23 protein-coding genes are annotated in these 20647 nt (G+C 71.0%); 21 read left to right on the top strand and 2 right to left on the bottom strand.

Features of this window, described 5'->3' with window-relative positions; translation table 11 throughout:
- Positions 1-363 precede the first annotated feature (363 nt).
- Positions 364-987, top strand: a complete 624-nt coding sequence (locus ACWIFB_RS14840; RefSeq protein ID WP_452100182.1) for a hypothetical protein — start codon at positions 364-366, stop codon at positions 985-987.
- Between the two features lie 17 nt (positions 988-1004).
- On the top strand, positions 1005-1910 hold the full coding sequence (locus ACWIFB_RS14845; protein ID WP_454058658.1) for a hypothetical protein: 906 nt from the start codon (positions 1005-1007) through the stop codon (positions 1908-1910).
- A 43-nt stretch (positions 1911-1953) separates the two neighbouring features.
- Here the strand turns inward: ACWIFB_RS14845 and ACWIFB_RS14850 are convergent, their stop codons facing one another.
- Positions 1954-2583, bottom strand: coding sequence for a response regulator (locus ACWIFB_RS14850; protein ID WP_454058659.1), 630 nt, complete (start codon positions 2581-2583; stop codon positions 1954-1956).
- Complete coding sequence (locus tag ACWIFB_RS14855) at positions 2580-3797, bottom strand: sensor histidine kinase (RefSeq protein ID WP_454058660.1); 1218 nt, start codon at positions 3795-3797, stop codon at positions 2580-2582. Before ACWIFB_RS14855 ends, ACWIFB_RS14850 begins: the two co-directional genes overlap by 4 nt.
- A 155-nt stretch (positions 3798-3952) precedes the next feature.
- On the opposite strand from ACWIFB_RS14855, the gene ACWIFB_RS14860 reads away from it, so the two are divergent.
- The 19 genes from ACWIFB_RS14860 (at position 3953) to lgt (ending at position 20636) form a co-directional block, all read left to right on the top strand.
- Positions 3953-5008: an FtsX-like permease family protein gene (locus ACWIFB_RS14860; protein WP_454058661.1), complete on the top strand. Its 1056-nt coding sequence runs from the start codon at positions 3953-3955 to the stop codon at positions 5006-5008.
- Between the two features lie 122 nt (positions 5009-5130).
- Entirely contained in the window at positions 5131-5877 is a 747-nt protein-coding gene (locus tag ACWIFB_RS14865; RefSeq protein WP_454058662.1) for an ABC transporter ATP-binding protein, read from the top strand.
- 174 nt (positions 5878-6051) lie between these two features.
- The gene (gene hisD, locus ACWIFB_RS14870; protein ID WP_454058698.1) at positions 6052-7389 is read left to right on the top strand and encodes a histidinol dehydrogenase; all 1338 of its coding nucleotides are present in this window, start codon (positions 6052-6054) and stop codon (positions 7387-7389) included.
- Positions 7386-8525, top strand: coding sequence for a histidinol-phosphate transaminase (locus ACWIFB_RS14875; RefSeq protein WP_454058663.1), 1140 nt, complete (start codon positions 7386-7388; stop codon positions 8523-8525). The genes hisD and ACWIFB_RS14875 overlap by 4 nt, the downstream gene beginning before the upstream one ends.
- A complete protein-coding gene (gene hisB, locus ACWIFB_RS14880) occupies positions 8522-9145 on the top strand; it encodes an imidazoleglycerol-phosphate dehydratase HisB (protein ID WP_452100174.1) in 624 nt (207 codons plus the stop codon). The genes ACWIFB_RS14875 and hisB overlap by 4 nt, the downstream gene beginning before the upstream one ends.
- Before the next feature lie 7 nt (positions 9146-9152).
- Positions 9153-10400, top strand: a complete 1248-nt coding sequence (locus tag ACWIFB_RS14885) for an MFS transporter (protein ID WP_452100173.1) — start codon at positions 9153-9155, stop codon at positions 10398-10400.
- The gene (hisH, locus tag ACWIFB_RS14890; protein WP_452100172.1) at positions 10397-11062 is read left to right on the top strand and encodes an imidazole glycerol phosphate synthase subunit HisH; all 666 of its coding nucleotides are present in this window, start codon (positions 10397-10399) and stop codon (positions 11060-11062) included. The genes ACWIFB_RS14885 and hisH overlap by 4 nt, the downstream gene beginning before the upstream one ends.
- A gap of 22 nt (positions 11063-11084) precedes the next feature.
- A complete protein-coding gene (locus tag ACWIFB_RS14895; RefSeq protein ID WP_454058664.1) occupies positions 11085-11345 on the top strand; it encodes a hypothetical protein in 261 nt (86 codons plus the stop codon).
- A gap of 5 nt (positions 11346-11350) precedes the next feature.
- Positions 11351-12100 (top strand): bifunctional 1-(5-phosphoribosyl)-5-((5-phosphoribosylamino)methylideneamino)imidazole-4-carboxamide isomerase/phosphoribosylanthranilate isomerase PriA, encoded by a 750-nt coding sequence (priA, locus tag ACWIFB_RS14900; protein WP_452100170.1) that lies wholly within the window; start codon positions 11351-11353, stop codon positions 12098-12100.
- Between the two features lie 55 nt (positions 12101-12155).
- Positions 12156-13070 carry an inositol monophosphatase family protein gene (locus tag ACWIFB_RS14905; protein WP_454058665.1) on the top strand — a complete coding sequence of 305 codons (915 nt, stop codon included), beginning with the start codon at positions 12156-12158 and terminating at the stop codon, positions 13068-13070.
- 7 nt (positions 13071-13077) lie between these two features.
- On the top strand, positions 13078-13851 hold the full coding sequence (gene hisF, locus ACWIFB_RS14910; RefSeq protein WP_452100168.1) for an imidazole glycerol phosphate synthase subunit HisF: 774 nt from the start codon (positions 13078-13080) through the stop codon (positions 13849-13851).
- Entirely contained in the window at positions 13848-14201 is a 354-nt protein-coding gene (gene hisI / locus ACWIFB_RS14915) for a phosphoribosyl-AMP cyclohydrolase (RefSeq protein WP_452100167.1), read from the top strand. Before hisF ends, hisI begins: the two co-directional genes overlap by 4 nt.
- 5 nt (positions 14202-14206) lie before the next feature.
- Positions 14207-14386 (top strand): tautomerase family protein, encoded by a 180-nt coding sequence (locus ACWIFB_RS14920; RefSeq protein ID WP_230931280.1) that lies wholly within the window; start codon positions 14207-14209, stop codon positions 14384-14386.
- On the top strand, positions 14383-15957 hold the full coding sequence (locus ACWIFB_RS14925) for an anthranilate synthase component I (RefSeq protein WP_454058666.1): 1575 nt from the start codon (positions 14383-14385) through the stop codon (positions 15955-15957). Before ACWIFB_RS14920 ends, ACWIFB_RS14925 begins: the two co-directional genes overlap by 4 nt.
- Positions 15954-16601 (top strand): TIGR02234 family membrane protein, encoded by a 648-nt coding sequence (locus tag ACWIFB_RS14930; RefSeq protein WP_454058667.1) that lies wholly within the window; start codon positions 15954-15956, stop codon positions 16599-16601. The genes ACWIFB_RS14925 and ACWIFB_RS14930 overlap by 4 nt, the downstream gene beginning before the upstream one ends.
- A 98-nt stretch (positions 16602-16699) precedes the next feature.
- Positions 16700-17512, top strand: coding sequence for an indole-3-glycerol phosphate synthase TrpC (gene trpC / locus ACWIFB_RS14935; protein WP_230931277.1), 813 nt, complete (start codon positions 16700-16702; stop codon positions 17510-17512).
- 66 nt (positions 17513-17578) lie between these two features.
- The gene (gene trpB / locus ACWIFB_RS14940; RefSeq protein WP_454058699.1) at positions 17579-18874 is read left to right on the top strand and encodes a tryptophan synthase subunit beta; all 1296 of its coding nucleotides are present in this window, start codon (positions 17579-17581) and stop codon (positions 18872-18874) included.
- Positions 18871-19662, top strand: coding sequence for a tryptophan synthase subunit alpha (gene trpA / locus ACWIFB_RS14945; protein WP_452100163.1), 792 nt, complete (start codon positions 18871-18873; stop codon positions 19660-19662). Before trpB ends, trpA begins: the two co-directional genes overlap by 4 nt.
- The gene (gene lgt / locus ACWIFB_RS14950; RefSeq protein ID WP_452100162.1) at positions 19659-20636 is read left to right on the top strand and encodes a prolipoprotein diacylglyceryl transferase; all 978 of its coding nucleotides are present in this window, start codon (positions 19659-19661) and stop codon (positions 20634-20636) included. Before trpA ends, lgt begins: the two co-directional genes overlap by 4 nt.
- Positions 20637-20647 lie beyond the last annotated feature (11 nt).

The following is a 20647-nucleotide window of genomic DNA, read 5'->3' on the forward strand; positions in this document are numbered from 1 at the left end:
CACCCTGGAAATGGCGCCACTTGAAATCCGTCATCGTTCCGTCCGTCCAATCTCCGCCAAGCATGCTCAAGCTTCACGATTTTTGCAACAGAGCCTGTCTGCGTAACCGGCTCAAACGCGTCCACGCACAGCCCCGGGCGCCTTACCGCTGCTCGACATCGTGTACGGAGAGGCATCTGCGCAGGTCAGAGCCCTCGCCAGACGTCTCGCAGCACCATGTCGCCCGGGGGACCGTGGTGATTCATCTGATGCAATACGCAGACTAGCTGCTGACATAAGCTCATTTTTCGTAAGAGGTCGGTCATCGACGGCGCTGCTCCCGGTCCCCGGGTCGGTGCACGACCGTAGACAGGGAGCAACGACATGAACCAATACTCGTCGGAGGGGTGGAACGGCCAGTCCGGTGGGCCGAACAACAACCCGCCCACGTCCGAGTTCGGTCCCGTGCAGCAGAATCCGCAGGGGTACGGGCCACTGCCGCCCAGGCCGGGGATGTCGACCCCGGTGGTCGTGGTGATCACTCTGCTCGTCGCGCTGTTGGTCGGTCTGCTGGTCGCCGCGGCGTTCTTCGTCACCTCACGTCTCATGGGCAGCTCGGAGGGGGCGGCCACCTCGACGGTTTCCGTGACGGCGACCGCGCCCGCTGAGTCGGCGGGTGAGCCCGGCGGGGAATCGGCACCGACCGTCCAGCCCGCACAGCCCGTCCAGCCCGCCCGGCCGGCGCCGGCGGGTCGGCCGGCGGGTGCATACGAGTGCTGGACCAGCGGGTCGGCCGGATATAACTCCGTGGCCGTGGGCTCGTCAGTGACCTCGTGCGAGTTCGCCGAATCGGTCTGGGGAGAGTACATCGGGTCTGGCGGCAACGGCGGGTCCATGACCGTTCGGGCATACAGTCCGGTGACCGGATCCGGATACACGATGTCCTGCTCCGGCGGTGCCGTCGTCACGTGCACCGGCGGGAACAACGCGGTCGTCTACATCTACTGATGCCCCATAATCGCGCAGTGGCGCTCGCCCTGGCCGCAGTTCTCGCTTCCGCGGGCTGTGCCGGCCCCGGCGGCTCGGGGGAGCCCGTGGTGGTCACCGAGACCGTGGCCACCGTGACGGGAGCCCCGGTCCAGGGTGGAGTGGGCGCTCCGGCGGAATTCGCGGAGACCCCGCCGGTGGTGCCCTCTGCGACCGGCGGGCCCACACCCGCTCCGTCGGCCGATGTGGTCGATGCCGAGCTCGCGACGGTGGTGGCTCCGATCTCTCTCCCGGCCGGAGTGGCTGTTGCTCCGGTTGGCGACCACGGAGGGGTCACTGCTGCGGGGACATGGCAGACAGGGGTCGCCTGGTCGACCATCAAGGTGCCGCTCGCCGTCGCGGTCGCTCGCTCCGACCCACAGTTGTTGGAATGGTCGGCGTCGGCGATCACGACGTCGGACAACCAGGCCGCTGAATCGCTGTGGTCCGCTCTCGGCGGGGGGCAATCTGCGGCCTCGACCCTCATGGCCGTTCTGGCAGAAGGTGGGGACACGGTCTCACAGGTGCCGTCGGTCCCTATCCGCGCCGGCTACTCGATTTTCGGTCAGACCCGGTGGTCGCTGGTCGACCAGGCCCGATTCGCGGCGGGACTGCCATGCCTCGAGGGCTCCGCCCGCGTCGTGGATCTGATGGCGCAGATCTCATCTGATCAGCGCTGGGGGCTTGGCGGGATCCCAGGGGCCCGTTTCAAGGGTGGATGGGGGCCGGGCGACGATGGCGGGTATCTCGTCCGGCAGTTCGGCGTGGTGCCCGGTGCAGGCGGCGATCTGGCGGTGGCAATGGCCGTCGAGGCCCCCACATTCGAGGCCGGGGCCGCGGCGCTGACCACGATGGCCGACAGGCTCGCACCGATGATGCCCGGCCTGACGGGCGGGGCATGCTGACGATCGGGGTCGGCATTGTCGCTTACGATCGCCTAGGAGCCGCCTACAGCAGGCCGAGTTCGCGGGCCCGGGCCACCGCGGCCGTCCGAGACGTCACCCCGAGCCTGTCGAAAACATGCACCAGATGGGTCTTCACGGTCGCCTCCGACACATGTAGAGAGGCCGCCACCTGCCGGTTGGTCGACCCCTCGGCCACCGCGTGCAGGACCTCCGCCTCGCGCTCGGTCAGGGCCGGCCGGGGGTTGCGTAACCGGCCCATGAGAGTCGCCGCGACGGTGGGGGAGAGCGCACTCTCCCCGGCCGCCGCGGCGTGGACCGCGCCGAGGAGCTCGTCGGGCCCGGCGTCCTTGAGCAGGTATCCGCACGCCCCTGCCTCGATCGCGCCCACGATGTCTGCATCGGTGTCGTGGCTGGTCAACACCAATACCTGCGGCGGGTCGGGCAGTTCGCGGAGACTGGCCGTGGCGCGGACGCCGGCGGTGGCATCGCCGGCGAATCGCAGATCCATGAGGACCACGTCCACGTCCCCGACCCGCGAACGTTCCACCGCGGCTGAAGCCTCGGAGACGTCGGCCAGCACCTCGATCGCCGGGTCGGACGCCAGCAGCGCCCGCAGGCCGGTGCGTACCACCGCGTGATCGTCGGCGATCAGAATCCGGATCGTCGTCGTCATCTCGTCCTCTCCACCGGCAACGGCAACACCGCTCGCACCGTCGTGCCCCGGCCCACCTCGGAGTCGACGGTGAGCGTCCCGCCCAGGTCGGCCACGCGACGCGCCATACCGTCGAGGCCGAACGAGGCGGCCGCCCGCGGGGCCTCCGGGTCGAATCCGCGGCCGTCGTCCGTGACCGTCAGCGCGATGCGGTCGGCGGATTCGGCGATCGTCATCCCGATCCGCGAAGGCGTACCGTGCTTGACCGCATTGGTCAGGGCCTCCTGCGCCACACGCACTGACACCGCAGCGAGTTCGGCCGGCGGCTCCGCGGGCAGTTCGCCCGTCACCGACACCTCCACCCGCGGGTGTTCCGCACGGACCCGCCCGGCCACCCGGTGCAGCGCGCCGTCGAGCGAGACCCCCTCCAGCGGTGCCGGTCGCAGTGCCTCGATCAGCCGCCGGGTCTCGGTGAGGTTCTCACCGGCCACCTCGCGGGCCAGGCGGATCTGCTCGATCGCGGGATGCCCCGGGTCGGCGCGCTCGGCGGCGTGCAGCAGCATCCCGATGCTGGCCAGGCCCTGCGCCACGGTGTCATGGATCTCGCCCGCCAGACGGGCCCGCTCGGTCTCACGGCCCACCTCCCGCTCCCTCGAGGCGAGCTCGGATCGGGCGGCCACCAGTTCGGCGATCACCTCGCGACGTGCCTGGGACTCGCGGTACAGCGCCCGGACCCCGGCGGCCAGCCCCAGGGCGACGAGTGCGCCGACGACGGGCCCCACCACGCCGGCGGGTGTGAAGCCGTTATGCACTCCCAGTGCGACCACCGCGACCGCGGCCAGGCCCGCGACCGCCGCCGCCCCGGCCCAGGAACCGAGCAGGAACAGCGCGAGGAAGAACAGCGGGAAAACCAGGTAGGCGGCCTCCGGGACCTGCACCACCAATGCCGCCCACAAGGCGAGGACGGCGGCCAACCATCCGAGCCGGGCGGCACGGCCGGTGTGCCGCCGCCGCTCCCACACCGTCCCGGCCACGTACGCGGCCGCAAACCCGATCGCCGCGGCCACGGCCGGGAGATTGGGCTCGCCGGCTGCGTCACGATGCGCGCTGACCAGCGTGAGGACCAGCAACGCGGCCACCAACGTGTGTAACGCCACCTGCAGCTGCGCCAACACCGCGCGCACCCCCGCGGATTCGGGCGGGAGCTCCATGTCGGGTGCGGGCACAGAGGTCACGCCGACGACGCTAGTCGCTTCGGCGAGGCCCGCGCATCCATCGAAAGGTGGAGCGGGGCGTCCTCCGTTCGTGCCCGCGGAACCAACCCCACGGCCGATTCGGATCCGCGCGGACGCGACGAGGGTGGAGACAGACCTTCACGAGAGGAAACCCGATGTTCTTCGCACTGCGTGACCTGCGCACCGCCCGGTGGCGCTTCGCCCTCATCACGGGCGTCGTCCTGCTGCTGTCCGTCCTCGTCGCCGGCCTTCTCGGCCTCACCGCCGGCCTGGCCAACCAGAGCGTGTCCGCGCTCCGGTCTCTCGGATCGGGCGGCGCGTCGTTCGTGCTCCCGGCCGACGAGTCCGGGCCCGTCGATCTCGACCGCGCCGCCCTCACCGACGAGCAGATCGACGCCGTCACCGCGTCGGACCCCACCGCGGTGCCCGTGGGGATCGCGCGGATCAACCTGGACGACGGGACGGAGACGGGCGTCTCGGCCGTCGCCGTGGGTCTGTCCGCACCGGTGGGATCGGTGTCTCCGCCCGCAGGTGGCCAGGCCCTGGTCTCCGACGGGATCGACGACGAGCTGGGCGCGGACGTCCGCTCGATCGGAGCCGACGGAACGGACCTCGCAGTGGCCGGTCAGGCCGGTGACCTCTGGCATTCACACACCCCGGTCGTGGTGACCGATCTCGAGACCTGGCGCGGCCTGGCCCCCAGGGGCGGGCCCGCCACGGCGGTGGCGGTGAACGCGGACGCGGTCGACCCGGACCTGGTGGTCGATAGTTCGGGGCTGGCGCTCGTCGACGGCGACGGGCTCGTGGGCGCACTGCCCTCGCACCGGGCCGAGAACACCTCGCTCACCACGATGACCTACATGCTGCTGGCCGTGACCGCACTGGTCGTCGGTGCGTTCTTCGCCGTGTGGGGGATGCAGCGGCGCCGGGACATGGCCGTGCTCAAGGCCCTCGGCGCGTCCACCGTCGCGGTGGTCAGGGACTCGGTCGGACAGGCCGCGATCGTGCTGGTCGTGGGAGTGGGCGGCGGGGTCGCGATCGCCGCGCTCTTCGGACTCGCGGTGGGCGGAGCCGTGCCGTTCGTGGTGTCCGCCCGAACGACCCTGCTCCCGGCCGCCATCCTCGTGGCCCTCGGCCTGGCCGGAGCCGCCGTGTCGCTGCGGCCCGTCGTGACCGCCGACCCCAACTCCGCCCTGGGCGCCGCGCGATGAGTCCGGTCCCTGCAGGCCGGCTGCAGACGTCGTCGTTGTCGTCGTCGCATGCCACCCCGTCGCGCCCCACCTCACCTTCCCCGACCCACTCCTCGTCCATCGACACCATCAGGAGAACCGCCATGACCACCGCCTACGCCGCGACCGCCGCCCCCACAGACCGGGCCGGTGACACCGGCCCCACCCTCCGGATGGAGGACGTCGTCCTGACCTACCCGGACGGACAGGGACGCGTCACCGCCGTCGACCACGTGAGCCTGGAGATCGATCGCGGCCGCAGCCTGGCGGTGACCGGCCCCTCGGGATCGGGCAAGTCCAGCATGCTCGCGGTGGCCGCCACGCTGACCCGCCCCGACTCCGGACAGGTGTGGCTCCGGACCTCCGACTCGCTCATCCACCTGGCGATGGTCGACCGCGCCCGCGCCGCCGAGCTGCGACGCACCGAGATCGGGATCGTGTTCCAGCAGGCCAACCTCATCGACTCGCTCACCGCGCGCGAACAGCTCGAGGCCATGGTCTGGTTGGGTGCCCGGCCGACGGGTCGGACACGTCGTGCCGCACGGCGTCGGGCCGACGAGCTGCTCGACGTGGTGGGTCTCGGCGGCGCCGCCGGGCGATCCGTCGGAGCGCTGTCCGGCGGGCAGCGGCAGCGGGTCGCGGTCGCCCGCGCGCTGATGGGGCGGCCGTCCCTGCTCCTGGCCGACGAGCCGACGAGCGCCCTGGATTCAGAATCCGGTGAGGCGGTCATGGACCTCCTGCTGGGGACCGCGCGCGAGTTCGACGTGGCCCTGATGCTGGTCACCCACGACGCGCGCAACGCCGCACGGTGCGATGCGCAGGTGGGGCTCGTCGACGGAGCCGTGGTCTGACGGGACCACCGTCCCCGGGCACCCTCTCAGGTGTGCCGGATCGCGATGGCCGACAGCGCAACTAGACTGTTTCGCGGTGGTCGCGTGCCTCGTGGGCGCTTCGCGCCGGCCTCCCGGATCTCGACCGACCCGGGGCCGCCCGTGACCTGGTGAACCCGAGGAAAGGCCATGCCCATGCTCTCCCGCATCGACCTGCGCGGTCGCACGCTCGGCACCGCCGAGTTGCGTCGCACACTCCCGCGCGGAGCCGCCGATGTCGACTCGGTGATCGACACGGTGCGCCCGGTGGTCGAGGCGGTCAGGGAGCACGGCCCCACGGCCGCGCTCGACTACGGCGAGAAGTTCGACGGCGTCCGCCCGCGGTCGGTGCGGGTGCCCGCGGACGTCATCGCCCGCGCGGCCGGGGAACTGGACAGGGATATCCGTGACGCGCTCGTCGAGGCCATCCGTCGCGCGCGCATCGTCCACTCGGCCCAGAAGCGCACCGACACCGTCACCGAGGTCGCCCCCGGTGGCTTCGTGACCGAGCGCTGGGTGCCGGTCGAGCGCGTGGGGCTCTACGTGCCGGGCGGCAAGGCCGTCTACCCGTCCAGCGTCATCATGAACGTCGTCCCCGCCCAGGTCGCAGGCGTCGGGTCGCTCGTCGTGTCCTCGCCGCCGCAGGCGGACTTCGACGGATGGCCGCACCCCACGATTCTCGCGGCGTGCTCGCTGCTGGGGGTCGACGAGGTGTGGGCCGTCGGCGGTGCGCAGGCGGTCGCGCTGATGGCCTACGGCGGGCAGGACCCCGAGGGGGCGGAGTTGGAGCCGGTCGACATCGTCACCGGGCCCGGCAACGTCTACGTGACCGCGGCCAAGCGGCTGTGCCGCAGCGTGGTGGGGATCGACTCCGAGGCGGGCCCGACCGAGATCGCGGTGCTCGCCGACGAGTCGGCGGACCCGGTGCACGTGGCGTACGACCTCATCAGCCAGGCCGAGCACGACCCGAACGCGGCCAGCGTCCTGGTGACCGATTCCCAGGCCTTCGCCGACGCGGTCGACCGTGAGATCGAGGCCCGCTACGAGGTCACCCTCAACGCCGACCGCGTCCGCGAGGCCCTCGAGGGGCCCCAGTCGGCCATCGTGCTGGTCGACGGCATCGATAGCGGAGTGAAGGTGGTCGACGCGTACGCCGCCGAGCACCTCGAGGTCCAGACGCGCAACTCCGCGGCCGACGCCGCCCGGGTGCGCAACGCCGGCGCGATCTTCGTCGGCGCCTACTCGCCGGTGCCGCTCGGGGACTACGCCGCCGGCTCGAACCACGTCCTGCCCACCTCCGGCACCGCCCGTCACTCTTCGGGACTGAGCGTGCAGACCTTCCTCCGAGGGATCCACGTCGTGGACTACGACCAGGCGGCGCTCAAGGAGATCGCGCCCACCGTGATCGCGCTCGCCGACGCCGAGCGGTTGCCCGCGCACGGCGAAGCCGTCCGCGCGCGGTTCGAGGACCTCACCGCAGGGGAGGAGCAGTGACCGCCGCGCCCCGCCCGGGCGTCGGGTTGGACGCCCTCCCGCTGCGGGACAACCTCCGGGGTGGCAGTGCCTACGGCGCCCCGCAGCTCGAGGTCCCGGTACAGCTCAACACCAACGAGAACCCGCACCCGCCGAGTGCGGAGCTGGTCGCGGACATCGCCGCCGCCGTCTCCGAGGCGGCCGCCGATCTCAACCGCTACCCGGACCGGGACGCGGTGGGGCTGCGCACCGATCTGGCCGGGTACCTTGCCCGCCAGACCGGGGTGCCGCTCGATGCGGACATGGTGTGGGCGGCCAACGGCTCCAACGAGATCCTGCAGCAGTTGCTCCAGGCGTTCGGCGGGCCGGGCCGCAGCGCCATGGGATTCGTCCCCAGTTACTCGATGCACCCGATCCTGGCGGCCGGCACCGACACCCGGTGGATCCCGGTCGAGCGCGCCGCGGATCTGTCGATCGACATCGACGCCGCGGAGGCCGCCCTCGTGGAGTGCCGCCCCGACGTGCTGTTCGTGACGACCCCCAACAATCCGACCGGGCACGTCGTGGACCTCGACGACCTGCGGCGCCTGCTCGACGCGGCGCCGGGGATCGTGGTGGTGGACGAGGCGTACGCCGAGTTCTCGCCGTCGCCGAGCGCGTGCACTCTGCTGGCCGAATACCCGGCCAAGCTGGTGGTCTCGCGGACGATGAGCAAGGCGTTCGCGTTCGCCGGCGGGCGGCTCGGCTACTTCGCCGCGGACCCCTCCTTCGTGGAGGCCGTGCTGTTGGTGCGGCTGCCGTACCACCTGTCGATGGTCACGCAGGCGGCCGCACGTGCCGCGCTACGTCACGCGGAGGAGACGCTCGCCTCCGTCGCGCTGCTGGCCGACGAACGCAAGCGGGTGACCGCAGGCCTCGAGGAACAGGGGTACGAGGTGCTGCCGAGCGAGGCCAACTTCGTGCTCTACGGCCCCTTCACCGACGCCGCGCGCGCGTGGCAGCGGTATCTCGACGCCGGCGTGCTCATCCGCGACGTGGGCATCCCCGGACGACTTCGTGCGACCATCGGGCTCGAGAAAGAGAACGACCGGCTGCTGCAGGTGAGCGCCGACCTGGCGGCCGAGGAACTCGGGCCACTGACAGAGGAGAAGCGATGAGTGAGCAGACCACGCGGCGGGGCCGGGTCGAGAGGACGACCAGGGAGTCGTCGATCGTCGTGGATATCGACCTCGACGGGACCGGACAGACGGACATCTCCACGGGGGTCCCGTTCTTCGACCACATGCTCACCGCCTTCGGCCAGCACGGCGCGTTCGATCTGACCGTCCGGGCGACCGGTGACGTCGACATCGAGGCCCACCACACCGTGGAGGACACCGCCATCGTGCTGGGCCAGGCCCTCGGCCGGGCGCTGGGCGACAAGCGCGGGATCCGTCGGTTCGGACAGTGCTCCCTGCCGATGGACGAGACGCTCGCCGAGGCCGTCGTCGACGTCTCGGGGCGTCCCTACTGCGTCCACACCGGCGAGCCCGACATGATGATCGGCTACGTCGTGATCGGCCACGACAGCGCGCCGTACGGCACCGTGCTCAACAAGCACGTCTTCGAGACACTGGCCTACAACGCCCGGATCGCACTGCACGTCCGCGTCCACTACGGCCGCGATCCGCACCACATCACCGAGGCCGAGTACAAGGCGGTGGCCCGCGCGCTGCGCGCGGCCGTCGAGCCCGATCCGCGCATCACCGGCATCCCGTCCACCAAGGGTGCACTGTGATGCCGGCGTGACCCCGCGTGCCGCCAAACCGGGTGCGTTGTCGCAACTGACCCGGACCCCCGGGGTCCTCGCGGCCTTCGCCCTGGTCCTGCTGGCCTTCGGTGGGTTCTCGCTGCTGCTGCCCGTCGTGCCGCTCGCGGTGGTCCGCGGTGGCGGCAGTGAGGTCGTCGCCGGCGCGACGACCGGCGTGTTCATGACGGTCACCGTCCTGTTCCAGCTGATCACCCCGAGGATCACCGCGGCGATCGGCTATCGCTGGGTTCTCGCGATCGGTAGTTCGCTCCTCGGTCTGCCCTCCGGGCTGTTGGCGGTGTTCGACGGTCCGTTCGCGGTTCTCGCGATCAGCGGGGTCCGCGGGGCCGGTTTCGGCATGATGACCGTCGCCGGCTCGGCCCTGGTGGCCGAACTCGCACCGCCGGGCATGCTCGGCCGAGCCACCTCGCTGATCGGCCTGGCGATCGGGATCTCCGAGGCGCTGTTCCTCCCGGCGGGACTGTGGCTTCTCGATGGGTTCGGTCTCCCTGCGGTCGCCTGGAGCGCGACGGCGTTCGGGGTCGTCGGGCTGGTTGCCGCGGCCCGCCTGCCGCGGGTCTACCCGACCCCACCGGAGCCGTCGGACCTCGCCGCCATGAGTTCGAGACAGGTCCTCGTGCTTCTGGCCGGGCCGTTCCTGGTGATGCTCGCGGTCTCTCTTCCCTACGGGGCCGCGGCCTCGTTCCTGTCTCCCGCGCTCGACGAGATCGTCCATGGCAGCGGGGCGGTCGTCGCCGGTGTGGGACTCGGTCTCCTCGGGGTCGGTGTAATCATCGGTCGCACCTTCGCGGGGCTGATCTCGGACCGGCAGGGCCCGGGCGCCCTGGTCTGGCCGGGGCTGGGCTTCGCGGCTCTCGGCATGGCCGGCATCGCCGTGCTGCTGTCGATCGGGGTGAATCCGTGGTGGTTCCTCGTGCCCACCGTGGTCTTCGGACTCGGGTTCGGCGCGGTACAGAACGACGCCCTGGTCGGCTCGTTCGAACGGATGCCGCGGTCCCGGCTGGGGACGGCGTCGGCCTCGTGGAACATCTCGTTCGACACGGGGACCGGTCTCGGTTCGATTGTCATGGGCGGGCTCGCGGGCTTCGGCTACGTGGTCCTGTTCACCGTGGCCGCCGGGATCGTCCTGGTCGTGGGCGGCCCCGCCGCCGTGAACGCCAGGCGCACCAGACCCCCTCGCGAACTGCCCCTGCCCGATTCCGGCGATAAGGTGAACGGATGAGCTCAACGGCCACGCGGGTGGCGATTCTGGACTACGGATCCGGCAACCTGCTGTCGGCCCGGCGCGCCCTCGAGCGTGTCGGAGCGACCGTCGACGTCACCTCCGATCCGCGTGTGGCCACCGAGGCAGAGGCGCTGGTTGTCCCGGGTGTCGGTGCGTTCGCCGCGTGCATGCAGGGTCTGGAGGCCGTCAGAGGCCCTCGGATCATCGGCGAGCGTCTCGCCGGCTCCCGCCCGGTCCTGGGGATCTGTGTGGGTATGCAGGTGATGTTCGACCGCGGGCTGGAGTTCGCCGACGGTGAGCACGCGGAGTCCGCCGGGGCCGCGGGCTGCGGGGAATGGCCGGGGGTCGTCGAGAGGCTCGAGGCGCCCGTCCTGCCGCACATGGGCTGGAACACGGTCGAGGCGGCGGAGCACTCCGTCCTGTTCGCCGGCATGCCTGCCGACGAGCGCTTCTATTTCGTCCACTCCTACGGGGTCAGGGACTGGGTGATGGAGCCGTCCGATCACCTCCGCGCGCCCGACGTCACCTGGGCGGCGCACGGGACCCGGTTCGTGGCCGCGGTGGAGAACGGACCACTGACCGCCACCCAGTTCCACCCGGAGAAATCCGGGGATGCCGGACTGCAGCTTCTCGAGAACTGGATCCGCGCCATTGGCTAGGGGAGGAAGGTCCCCGGCGCCGGTGTCTTTCGCCGCGCTCGCGCTGTGGGTGGCGGGCGCGGGCGTACTCGGGCTCGCACTCACCGCGGTCGTGGTGGCGGTGCTCCCGGTAGGCCCGGTCGGCCGTGCGGTGGCGGCGCTCGCCGGGATCGTCCTGACCATCGTGGCGATGGGTGTGGCGTCGAGCAGAGTCACCGACCGCGCGATCCGCGCGGAGTACGGGGACGACTCCACGGGCGAGGTGGCCGATGACGGTGACCCCGGCCCGCACGGACTAGGCTGACCTCCGTGAGCAACGCTTCTTACCTCGAACTCCTGCCCGCTGTCGATGTCGCTGACGGGCAGGCCGTCCGCCTCGTCCAGGGCGAGGCGGGGACAGAGACCTCCTACGGATCGCCGCTGGATGCCGCGATGCAGTGGCAGCGCGATGGAGCCGAGTGGGTGCACCTCGTCGACCTCGATGCGGCGTTCGGCCGCGGGAGTAACCGGGAAATCCTCGCCGAGGTGGTGGGCACGCTCGACGTCAAGGTCGAGATGTCCGGCGGTATCCGCGACGACGAGTCGTTGGAGGCCGCTCTGGCGACCGGCTGCGCGCGCGTGAACCTGGGCACGGCCGCCCTGGAGAACCCCGACTGGTGCCGTTCGGCGATCGCCCGCCACGGTGACCGGATCGCCGTGGGGCTGGATGTCCGAGTCGTGGACGGCGACCCCCGGCTGCGTGGCCGCGGGTGGGTCTCCGACGGCGGCAACCTCTGGGAGGTGCTCGAGCGCCTGGACCGTGACGGGTGCGCACGCTACGTCGTGACGGACGTCTCCAAGGACGGCATGCTGGGCGGCCCCAACCTCGAGATGCTCTCGCAGGTGTGCGCCGCCACCGACGCGCCGGTCGTCGCCTCCGGTGGCGTGTCCTCGGTCGCGGACCTCGAGGCGATCGCCTCGCTCGTCCCGCAGGGCGTCGAAGGGGCGATCGTCGGGAAGGCGTTGTACGCCGGCCGCTTCACTCTGCCCGAGGCACTCGCCGCGGTGAGCACCCGCTGAGCGCCCCGACCACCTGGTAGGCACCCGCAGCATGACCTCGAGCAGGAGGCCCGAGATGGAAGATCAGCCCGGAAACACCCTGCCGACGGATCTCCCCGTCGACCCGGTCGAGGCGCTCGCGCTCGCCACCCGGGTCCTCGACGAGGCCACGCCCCGGTTCATCGAGGGCCTCGGAGCGCCGGGGGTCCAGACCAAGAGCAGTCGCACCGACTTCGCCACCGAGTTCGATCTGGAGCTCGAGCGCCGCATCTCCGATGAACTGCGTGAAGGCACCGGGCTCGAGGTCCACGGGGAGGAGTACGGCGGCCCTCCCATCAACACGGGCACGCTGTGGGTCGTCGACCCGATCGACGGCACCGCCAACTATTCACTCGGCATCCCCACGACGGGAATCCTGGTCTCGCTGGTCCACGAGAGCCAGCCGGTTCTGGGCCTGACGTGGCTGCCACTGCTGGGGTTGCGTTTCACGTCCGTGGCCGGCGGCCCGCTCCGGGAGAACGACGAGATCGTGCCCGCCCTGCCCGACGTGTCGATCCGCGACGTCGCGCTCGGTCTGGGCTCCCTCAACACCGGGGCCCGGGCCACCTACCCTCCGGCCTACCGCCGCGAGGTCTTCGAGCAGCTCACACTGGCCGCCGCCCGGACACGGAAGTTCGGTTCCACCGGGGTGGACCTCGCGTTCGTGGGCTCGGGCAGGCTGTCGGCCGCGGTGAGCTTCGGGAACTACGCCTGGGACAACGCGGCGGGCGCGTCGCATATCCGGGCCGCCGGGGGTGTGGTCACGGACCTGGCGGGCGAGCAGTGGTCCACCCGGTCGCAGTCGATCCTGGCGGCGTCCCCGCGGGCCCATGCCGAGGTCCTGGATACAGTCACGCAGCTCGGCGAGCCGGGCAATTTCTTCGAAGCGGGTCGTCGACGGGCGGCCCCGGAACCCGAGAGCCCTCGTCCGTGGCTCGAGGGAGGACGGTGAACCGATCATGACTCTTGCAACCCGAGTGATCCCCTGTCTGGACGTCGACGCGGGCCGTGTGGTCAAGGGGGTCAACTTCCTGGACCTGCGAGACGCCGGCGACCCGGTCGAGTTGGCGGCCGCCTACGGCGAGCAGGGAGCCGACGAGCTGACGTTTCTCGACGTGACCGCGTCGTCGTCCGGGCGCGGCACCATGATCGACGTGGTCAGGCGGACCGCCGAGCAGATCTTCATCCCGCTCACTGTCGGGGGCGGCGTCCGGACCGGGGACGACGTGAACCAGCTGCTGCGCGCCGGCGCCGACAAGGTCAGCGTCAACACCGCCGCCATCGCCCGCCCCGAGCTGCTCGGTGAGCTCAGCCGCCGCTTCGGCTCGCAGTGCATCGTCCTGTCGGTCGACGCACGCACCGTGCCGGAGGGTGAGCAGCCCACCCCGTCCGGTTGGGAGGTCACCACCCACGGCGGGCGCCGGGGGACCGGCATCGACGCGGTCGAGTGGGCGAAACGTGGCCAGGAGCTCGGAGTGGGCGAGATCCTGCTCAACTCGATGGACGCGGACGGCACCAAGGCGGGCTTCGATCTGGCGATGCTGCGCGCGGTCCGCGAGGCGGTCAGCATCCCCGTCATCGCCTCGGGCGGGGCCGGGGCGGTGGAGCACTTCGCGCCCGCCGTCCACGCGGGCGCCGATGCGGTGCTCGCGGCCAGCGTGTTCCACTTCGGGGACATGACCGTCGGGGACGTCAAGAAGGCGATGGCGGCCGAGGGGATCACGGTCCGATGAGCGACCACGTCCTCGACCCGGCGATCGCCGGGCGACTCTCCCGCACGGAAGACGGCCTTGTCGCGGCGGTCGTCCAGGACGCGACGTCGAATCGCGTGCTCATGATGGCCTGGATGGACGACGCCGCCCTCGCCGAGACCCTCGCGACCCGTCGCGGGGTGTACTTCTCGCGCTCCCGCGGGCAGCGGTGGGTGAAGGGCGAGACCTCCGGGCACGTCCAGGCCGTGCGCAGCGTCGAGATCGACTGCGACGGCGACACCGTGCTGCTGCGCGTGGACCAGACGGGTGCGGCCTGCCACAACGGCACCACCAGCTGCTTCGACACCGCCACACTTCTCCGGGAGGACTGAGCCCAGTGCCCTTCATCCAGATCAACCAGCTCGCCGGCATGCCCGCCGCGGACAAAGCCCGTGTCATCGACGCGGTGACCGCGGCCTACGCCGAGGCAGCGGGCAAGGACGCTGCCAAGGTGTGGGTCCATGTCGCCGACATGCCTCACGACTCCTTCGGCGTGGGGGGCAGGGTTCTCGGATGAGCACCCGGACCACGACTCTCGAGCAGTTCCGGGCCCTGGCGGCCGGACACCGTGTGGTGCCGGTCGTCCGTACGGTCCTCGCCGATTCCGAGACCCCGCTGTCGGCCTACGCCAAGCTCGCCGACGACAGGCCGGGCACGTTCCTGCTCGAGTCGGCCGAGCACGGCAGGTCGTGGTCGCGGTGGTCGTTCATCGGCTGCGGTGCGGCCGCTGCGCTGACGGTCGATGAGGCGGGTGAGGCGACCTGGTGGGGGAGCGTGCCCGCCGGGGCGCCGACGGGCGGCGACCCGTTGACGGCGCTGCGCCGCACTCTCGAACTGCTGCGTACGGACCAGATCGAGGGCCTGCCGCCGCTGACCTCCGGCATGGTGGGCTATCTCGGTTACGACATCGTGCGCAGGCTCGAACGGATCGAGCAGGACACGACAGACGACCTGCAGGTGCCCGAACTGGTGCAGTTGCTGGCCACGGACCTGGCCGCGTTCGATCACCACGAGGGGCGCATCCATCTCATCGCCAACGCCGTCAACTGGGACGGTAGCGATGAGCGGATCGAGCAGGCCTACGAGGACGCGGTGGCCAGAGTGGAGTCGATGACGGCCCGACTCGCCGCTCCCGGGAGCGGCGGGGTCAGCGTGTTCGACGCCGCGACGCCCGAGGTCCGACGCCGCACCGATGAGCAGACCTACCACTCCCGCGTCGCGAACATCATCGAGCAGATCCACGCCGGCGAGTCGTTCCAGGTGGTGATCAGCCAGCGGTTCGAGGTGGACACCTCGGCCTCGCCGCGGGACGTCTACCGGATCCTGCGTACCACCAACCCCAGCCCGTACATGTTCCTGATGACCATCCCGGACGGCTCCGGCGAGGACGGGTTCGGTGGCACGGCGTTCACGATCGTCGGCTCGAGTCCCGAGGCGTTGGTGACGGTCACCGACCGGATGGCGACGACGCACCCGATCGCGGGAACGAGGCCCCGGGGCGACGACGACGAGCACGACGCCCTGCTCGCCAAGGATCTGGTGGACGACGCCAAGGAGAATGCCGAGCACCTCATGCTCGTCGACCTCGGCCGGAACGACCTGGGCCGGGTCTGCGAGCCGGGCACGGTGACCGTGACCGAGTTCCGTCAGGTGGAGCGGTACAGCCACGTCATGCACCTCGTGTCCACGGTGACCGGGAGGCTGGCCGACGGACGTTCGGGCATCGACGCGGTGACCGCCTGCTTCCCGGCCGGCACCCTCTCCGGCTCGCCCAAGCCGCGTGCACTGCAGATCATCGAGGATCTCGAGGACACCCGCCGTGGGGTGTACGGGGGAGTGGTCGGATACGTCGATTTCGCGGGCAACACCGATCAGGCGATCGCTATCCGGTCGGCGGTGATCAAGGACGGCACCGCCTACGTCCAGGCGGGCGCGGGGATCGTCGCGGACTCCGTGGCGGCCGCCGAGGACGAGGAGTGCCGCAACAAGGCGATGGCGGTCCTGCGCGCCGTGGCGTCCGCGGAGACGCTGCGGGACGCCGCGGACCCGGGCTCCGCGGACCGGATCGACGAGGGGGAGTCGCGGTGACGCAGCGTGCCCGCCTTCTGGTCCCCGTCGTCCTGCTTCTCGTGGCCGCGGTTCTGTTGTGGCTGGCCTCCCGGGCCACCTGGCTCGAGGTGGTGGCCTTCAACGACCAGTCGGGCGAGGTCGTCCGGAGCCTGACCGGGAGCGATTGGCAGCCCGCCCTGGTGCCCTTGGCGCTCGGTGCGGTAGCGGCGATCGCCGCCGTCGCCCTGGTGCGGGGAATCGGTGCACGGGTTATCGGCGCGGTCATCGCACTGCTGGGCCTCGCAGCGGTGTTGCTGGTGCTCTCCGGCGTGGGCGACATCGACACTGATCGAGCCCACTCGGTCGTCACGAGCAGCGAGGGGCAGGCCCGTACGGACGCGGGACCGGGTGCCGAGGGGTCGGCAGCGGTCCCGGAGTGGTCGCAGATCACCGAGATCTCCGCGCGGGCGGCAGGCCCCGCGGCGACCGGCGCTGGCGCGTTCGCGCTCCTGGCCGCCGGCGTCGTCGTCATCCTCCGGCCGGCGCGGGCGGTGAGCCGCGACGATCGGTACGTCACGCCCGCCGCCCGTCGACAGGACGCCGCTACGACTGTTGAGTCGGATCCCGACTCCGGCCGTGACCTGTGGCAGGACCTGGATGACGGGCGCGATCCGACAGTGTGACGGACCCGCGGGGCGGACCCGATTCGGGAACCTCGCCGCGGACCTCTATTGTTGATCTCGATCACACTTTTCCCCCATTTCTACTGAGGGAGGTCACGGTGGGCACCGTGCTCGACTCGATTCTCGACGGGGTCCGCGAGGACGTCGCGGCCCGCGAGGCGGTTATCGACCTGGAGTCGGTGAAGAAGGCGGCCAAATCCGCCCCCGCACCGCGCGACGCGCTCAAGGTGCTGCGTGACCCTGGTGTCGGGGTCATCGCCGAAGTGAAGCGGGCGAGCCCCTCCAAGGGGCAGCTCGCCGACATCCCGGATCCCGCCGTGCTGGCCCGGATGTACGAGGACGGTGGCGCGCGGATCATCTCCTGCCTGACCGAGGAGCGCCGGTTCAACGGCAGCCTGGCGGATCTCGACGCCGTGCGCCGTGCCGTGGACATCCCCGTGCTGCGTAAGGACTTCGTCGTGGGTCCGTACCAGATCCACGAGGCCCGGGCGCACGGAGCGGACCTGGTCCTGCTCATCGTCGCGGCGCTCGAGCAGGAGGCGCTGGTCTCGCTGCTCGACCGTACGGAGTCCCTGGGCATGACCGCACTGGTGGAGGTGCACACCGAGGAGGAGGCGGACCGCGCTCTCGAGGCCGGTGCCACGGTCATCGGGGTCAACGCCCGCAACCTCAAGACCCTCGAGGTCGACCGTGACGTGTTCTCCCGCATCGCACCTGGCCTGCCGTCGGGTGTCGTGAAGATCGCGGAGTCCGGCGTTCGCGACGCCTCGGATCTGCTGGCGTACGCGAGTGTGGGCGCGGACGCGGTCCTCGTGGGCGAGGGCCTGGTGACCCAGGGCGATCCGCGGGCGGCGTGCAACTCGCTGGCCACGGCGGGTGCGCACCCCTCCTGCCCGCAGGGACCCCGGTAGGCCTTCTGCGCAGGCTTCCGGCAGACTGGGACCGTGAATTCCTACGATCTGCCACCACTTCCCACGATGGGGGACGTTCTGCGTACCCCCACCGACCACGAGCCCGATCAGAAGGGCCACTGGGGGCTGTTCGGCGGACGCTATGTCCCCGAGGCGCTCATGGCGGTGATCGACGAGGTGACCGACGCCTACGGCAAGGCGCGCGCAGACGAGGGATACCTCGGGGAGCTGGACCGGTTGCAGCGTCACTACTCCGGACGCCCGTCACCGCTGTACGAGGCGGAGCGGTTCGGTGCCGAGGTGGGCGCCCGCGTGTTCCTCAAGCGTGAGGATCTCAACCACACGGGCTCGCACAAGATCAACAACGTTCTCGGGCAGGCGCTGCTGGCCCAGCGGATGGGCAAGTCGCGGGTGATCGCCGAGACGGGCGCCGGTCAGCACGGTGTCGCCACGGCCACCGCGTGCGCGCTGCTGGGGCTCGAGTGCAAGGTCTACATGGGCGCGGTCGACGTGCGGCGCCAGGCGCTGAACGTGGCCCGGATGCGGCTGCTGGGCGCGGAGGTCGAGGCGGTGGAGATCGGCTCGGCCACGCTCAAGGACGCCATCAACGAGGCCATGCGGGACTGGGTGTCCCGGGCGGATGACACCTACTACGCCTTCGGCACGGCAGCCGGGCCCCACCCGTTCCCGGCGATGGTCCGTGATTTCCAGCGGATCGTGGGAACGGAAGCGCGAGCGCAGATGCTCGACCAGGCCGGCAGGCTCCCTGACGCGGCGGTCGCGTGCGTCGGCGGCGGCTCCAACGCGATCGGCCTGTTCCATCCGTTCATCGACGACGCCTCGGTACGACTCGTGGGCTGCGAGGCCGGCGGGGACGGTGTGGACACCGGGCGGACCGCGGCCACCGTCAACGCCGGCCGCCCGGGCGTCTTCCAGGGCTCGTACGCGCACCTGATGCAGGACGCGGACGGCCAGACCATCGAGTCGCATTCCATCTCCGCGGGTTTGGACTACCCCGGTGTCGGGCCGGAGCACTCACACCTGTCCGAGGTCGGCCGGGCCGAGTACCGCCCGGTCACGGACTCGCAGGCCATGGATGCCTTCGCCCAGCTGTGCCGCACCGAGGGCATCATCCCGGCGATCGAGTCCGCGCACGCGGTCGCGGGCGCGGCCCAGCTCGCCGCCGAGGGCGTCGGGCTGATCCTGGTCAACGTGTCGGGTCGAGGAGACAAGGACGTCGACACCGCCGCCCGGTGGTTCGGCTTGTTGGACGGGGGCGCCCCGCCCGAGGCCGGGGTTGATTCACGCCAGACCAACGACGACGGCGAGGGTGCGTACGCGGACGGGGGAGTCGAGGGATGAGCGTTCTCAGTGACGTGTTCGAGCGGTGCCGGGCCGAGGACCGGGCCGCGCTCATCGGGTACTACCCGGCCGGGTATCCGACACTCGAGGGATCGATCGAGGCCGTGCGCACGATGGTGGCCAATGGGTGCGATGTCGTCGAGGTGGGTATCCCGTACTCCGACCCGATGATGGACGGCCCGACCATCCAGGCGGCCGCCAACACCGCGCTCGAGGCCGGCTTCCGGGTTCGCGACACCTTCGAGGTGGTCCGCGCCGTCGCCGAGGCCGGCGCCGTGCCGGCGGTGATGAGCTACTGGAATCCGATCCTGCAGTACGGCGTGGAGCGGTTCGCCGCCGACTTCGCCGAGGCCGGTGGAGCCGGAGTGATCACCCCGGACCTGATCCCGGACGAGGCGGACGAGTGGATCGCGGCCACCGATGCGCATGGCGTGGACAGGGTATTCCTGGTCGCGCCGTCGTCCACGCCGGAGCGCCTCGCCATGACGCTGGCGCAGACCGGCGGGTTCGTCTATGTCCAGGCGGTCATGGGTGTGACCGGCGCCCGTGACGTCGTCACGGACGCCCCCGAGGTGCTCACGGCCCGTGTGCGCGAGCTCTCGGGTCTGGCCTGTGGCGTCGGACTCGGGGTCCGCAACGGCGACCAGGCCGCGGAGATCGCCTCGTACGCCGACGGCGTGATCGTCGGTTCCGCGTTGATCACCGCCGCGTCGGAGGGACTCGGGGAACTGGGCCGACTCACCGCCGAGCTCGCCGAGGGCGTGCGCCGGCCGGGGCGTCCGTCATGATCCCCAGTCCGCCGCAGGGGGTGTGGGAGATCGGGCCGCTGCCGCTGCGCGCCTATGCGCTGTGGATCATCCTCGGGATCGTCGTGGCGATCTGGTGGGGCGAGAAGCGCTGGGTCTCCCGCGGCGGTCGGGCCGGCGTGGTCATCGACACCGCGTTGTGGGCCATTCCCTTCGGACTGATCGGTGGCCGCGTCTATCACGTCGCGACCGACTGGTACCGCTACTTCGGTGAGGGGAAGAACCCCGTCGACGCGCTGAAGATCTGGGACGGCGGCCTCGGGATCTGGGGCGCCGTCCTGTTCGGCGCGCTCGGTGCCTACATCGGCCTGCGGCAACAGGGCATCCGTGCCATCGGCGCGTTCGGCGACTCCGTGGCGCCCGGCATCGTGTTGGCGCAGGGCATCGGCCGACTGGGCAACTACTTCAACCAGGAGCTCTACGGTCGCGAGACCGATGTGCCGTGGGCGTTGGAGATCTACCAACGTTACGACGAGACCTACGGCTACTCCGAGACCATCGGGCGATCCACCGGCCAGGTGCTCGCGACCGTCCATCCCACGTTCCTCTACGAGCTGGTGTGGAACGTTCTCGTGGCGGTCGTCCTGGTGTTGGTCGACCGCCGGTTCCGGCTCGGCCACGGCCGGGTCTTCGCCCTGTACGTGGCGCTGTACTGCTTCGGTCGGTTCTGGGTGGAGCTCATGCGCGCCGACGAAGCGACACTGGTGTTCGGTCTCCGCATCAACACCATCGTCTCGGTGGTCGTGATGGTGGTGGCGTTGATCTACGTCTGGCGGGCCCGTCGGGGCCGCGAGGAACCCGCGGAGCTGCGGGCTGCGGACGAGGCCGACACCGTCGCCTCGGACAACACTGTCGCCTCGGACAACACCGTCCCCTCGGACAACGCCGACGACCCGGCACCCGGCCGTGCCGGCGCCGACTCGCACCGCCCGGCGGGAGGCGACAACACCGGATAGTCGGGGGAAGC

The organism is Dietzia sp. NPDC055340, assembly GCF_053645335.1.

Bases quoted from the DNA above. Each gene is read 5' to 3' on its own strand.
- ACWIFB_RS14840 (WP_452100182.1), top strand. From the start codon at position 364: ATGAACCAATACTCGTCGGAGGGGTGGAACGGCCAGTCCGGTGGGCCG.
- ACWIFB_RS14850 (WP_454058659.1), bottom strand. From the start codon at position 2,583: ATGACGACGACGATCCGGATTCTGATCGCCGACGATCACGCGGTGGTA.
- ACWIFB_RS14860 (WP_454058661.1), top strand. From the start codon at position 3,953: ATGTTCTTCGCACTGCGTGACCTGCGCACCGCCCGGTGGCGCTTCGCC.
- ACWIFB_RS14865 (WP_454058662.1), top strand. From the start codon at position 5,131: ATGACCACCGCCTACGCCGCGACCGCCGCCCCCACAGACCGGGCCGGT.
- hisD (WP_454058698.1), top strand. From the start codon at position 6,052: ATGCTCTCCCGCATCGACCTGCGCGGTCGCACGCTCGGCACCGCCGAG.
- hisB (WP_452100174.1), top strand. From the start codon at position 8,522: ATGAGTGAGCAGACCACGCGGCGGGGCCGGGTCGAGAGGACGACCAGG.
- hisH (WP_452100172.1), top strand. From the start codon at position 10,397: ATGAGCTCAACGGCCACGCGGGTGGCGATTCTGGACTACGGATCCGGC.
- ACWIFB_RS14905 (WP_454058665.1), top strand. From the start codon at position 12,156: ATGGAAGATCAGCCCGGAAACACCCTGCCGACGGATCTCCCCGTCGAC.
- hisF (WP_452100168.1), top strand. From the start codon at position 13,078: ATGACTCTTGCAACCCGAGTGATCCCCTGTCTGGACGTCGACGCGGGC.
- hisI (WP_452100167.1), top strand. From the start codon at position 13,848: ATGAGCGACCACGTCCTCGACCCGGCGATCGCCGGGCGACTCTCCCGC.
- ACWIFB_RS14925 (WP_454058666.1), top strand. From the start codon at position 14,383: ATGAGCACCCGGACCACGACTCTCGAGCAGTTCCGGGCCCTGGCGGCC.
- trpB (WP_454058699.1), top strand. From the start codon at position 17,579: ATGGGGGACGTTCTGCGTACCCCCACCGACCACGAGCCCGATCAGAAG.
- trpA (WP_452100163.1), top strand. From the start codon at position 18,871: ATGAGCGTTCTCAGTGACGTGTTCGAGCGGTGCCGGGCCGAGGACCGG.
- lgt (WP_452100162.1), top strand. From the start codon at position 19,659: ATGATCCCCAGTCCGCCGCAGGGGGTGTGGGAGATCGGGCCGCTGCCG.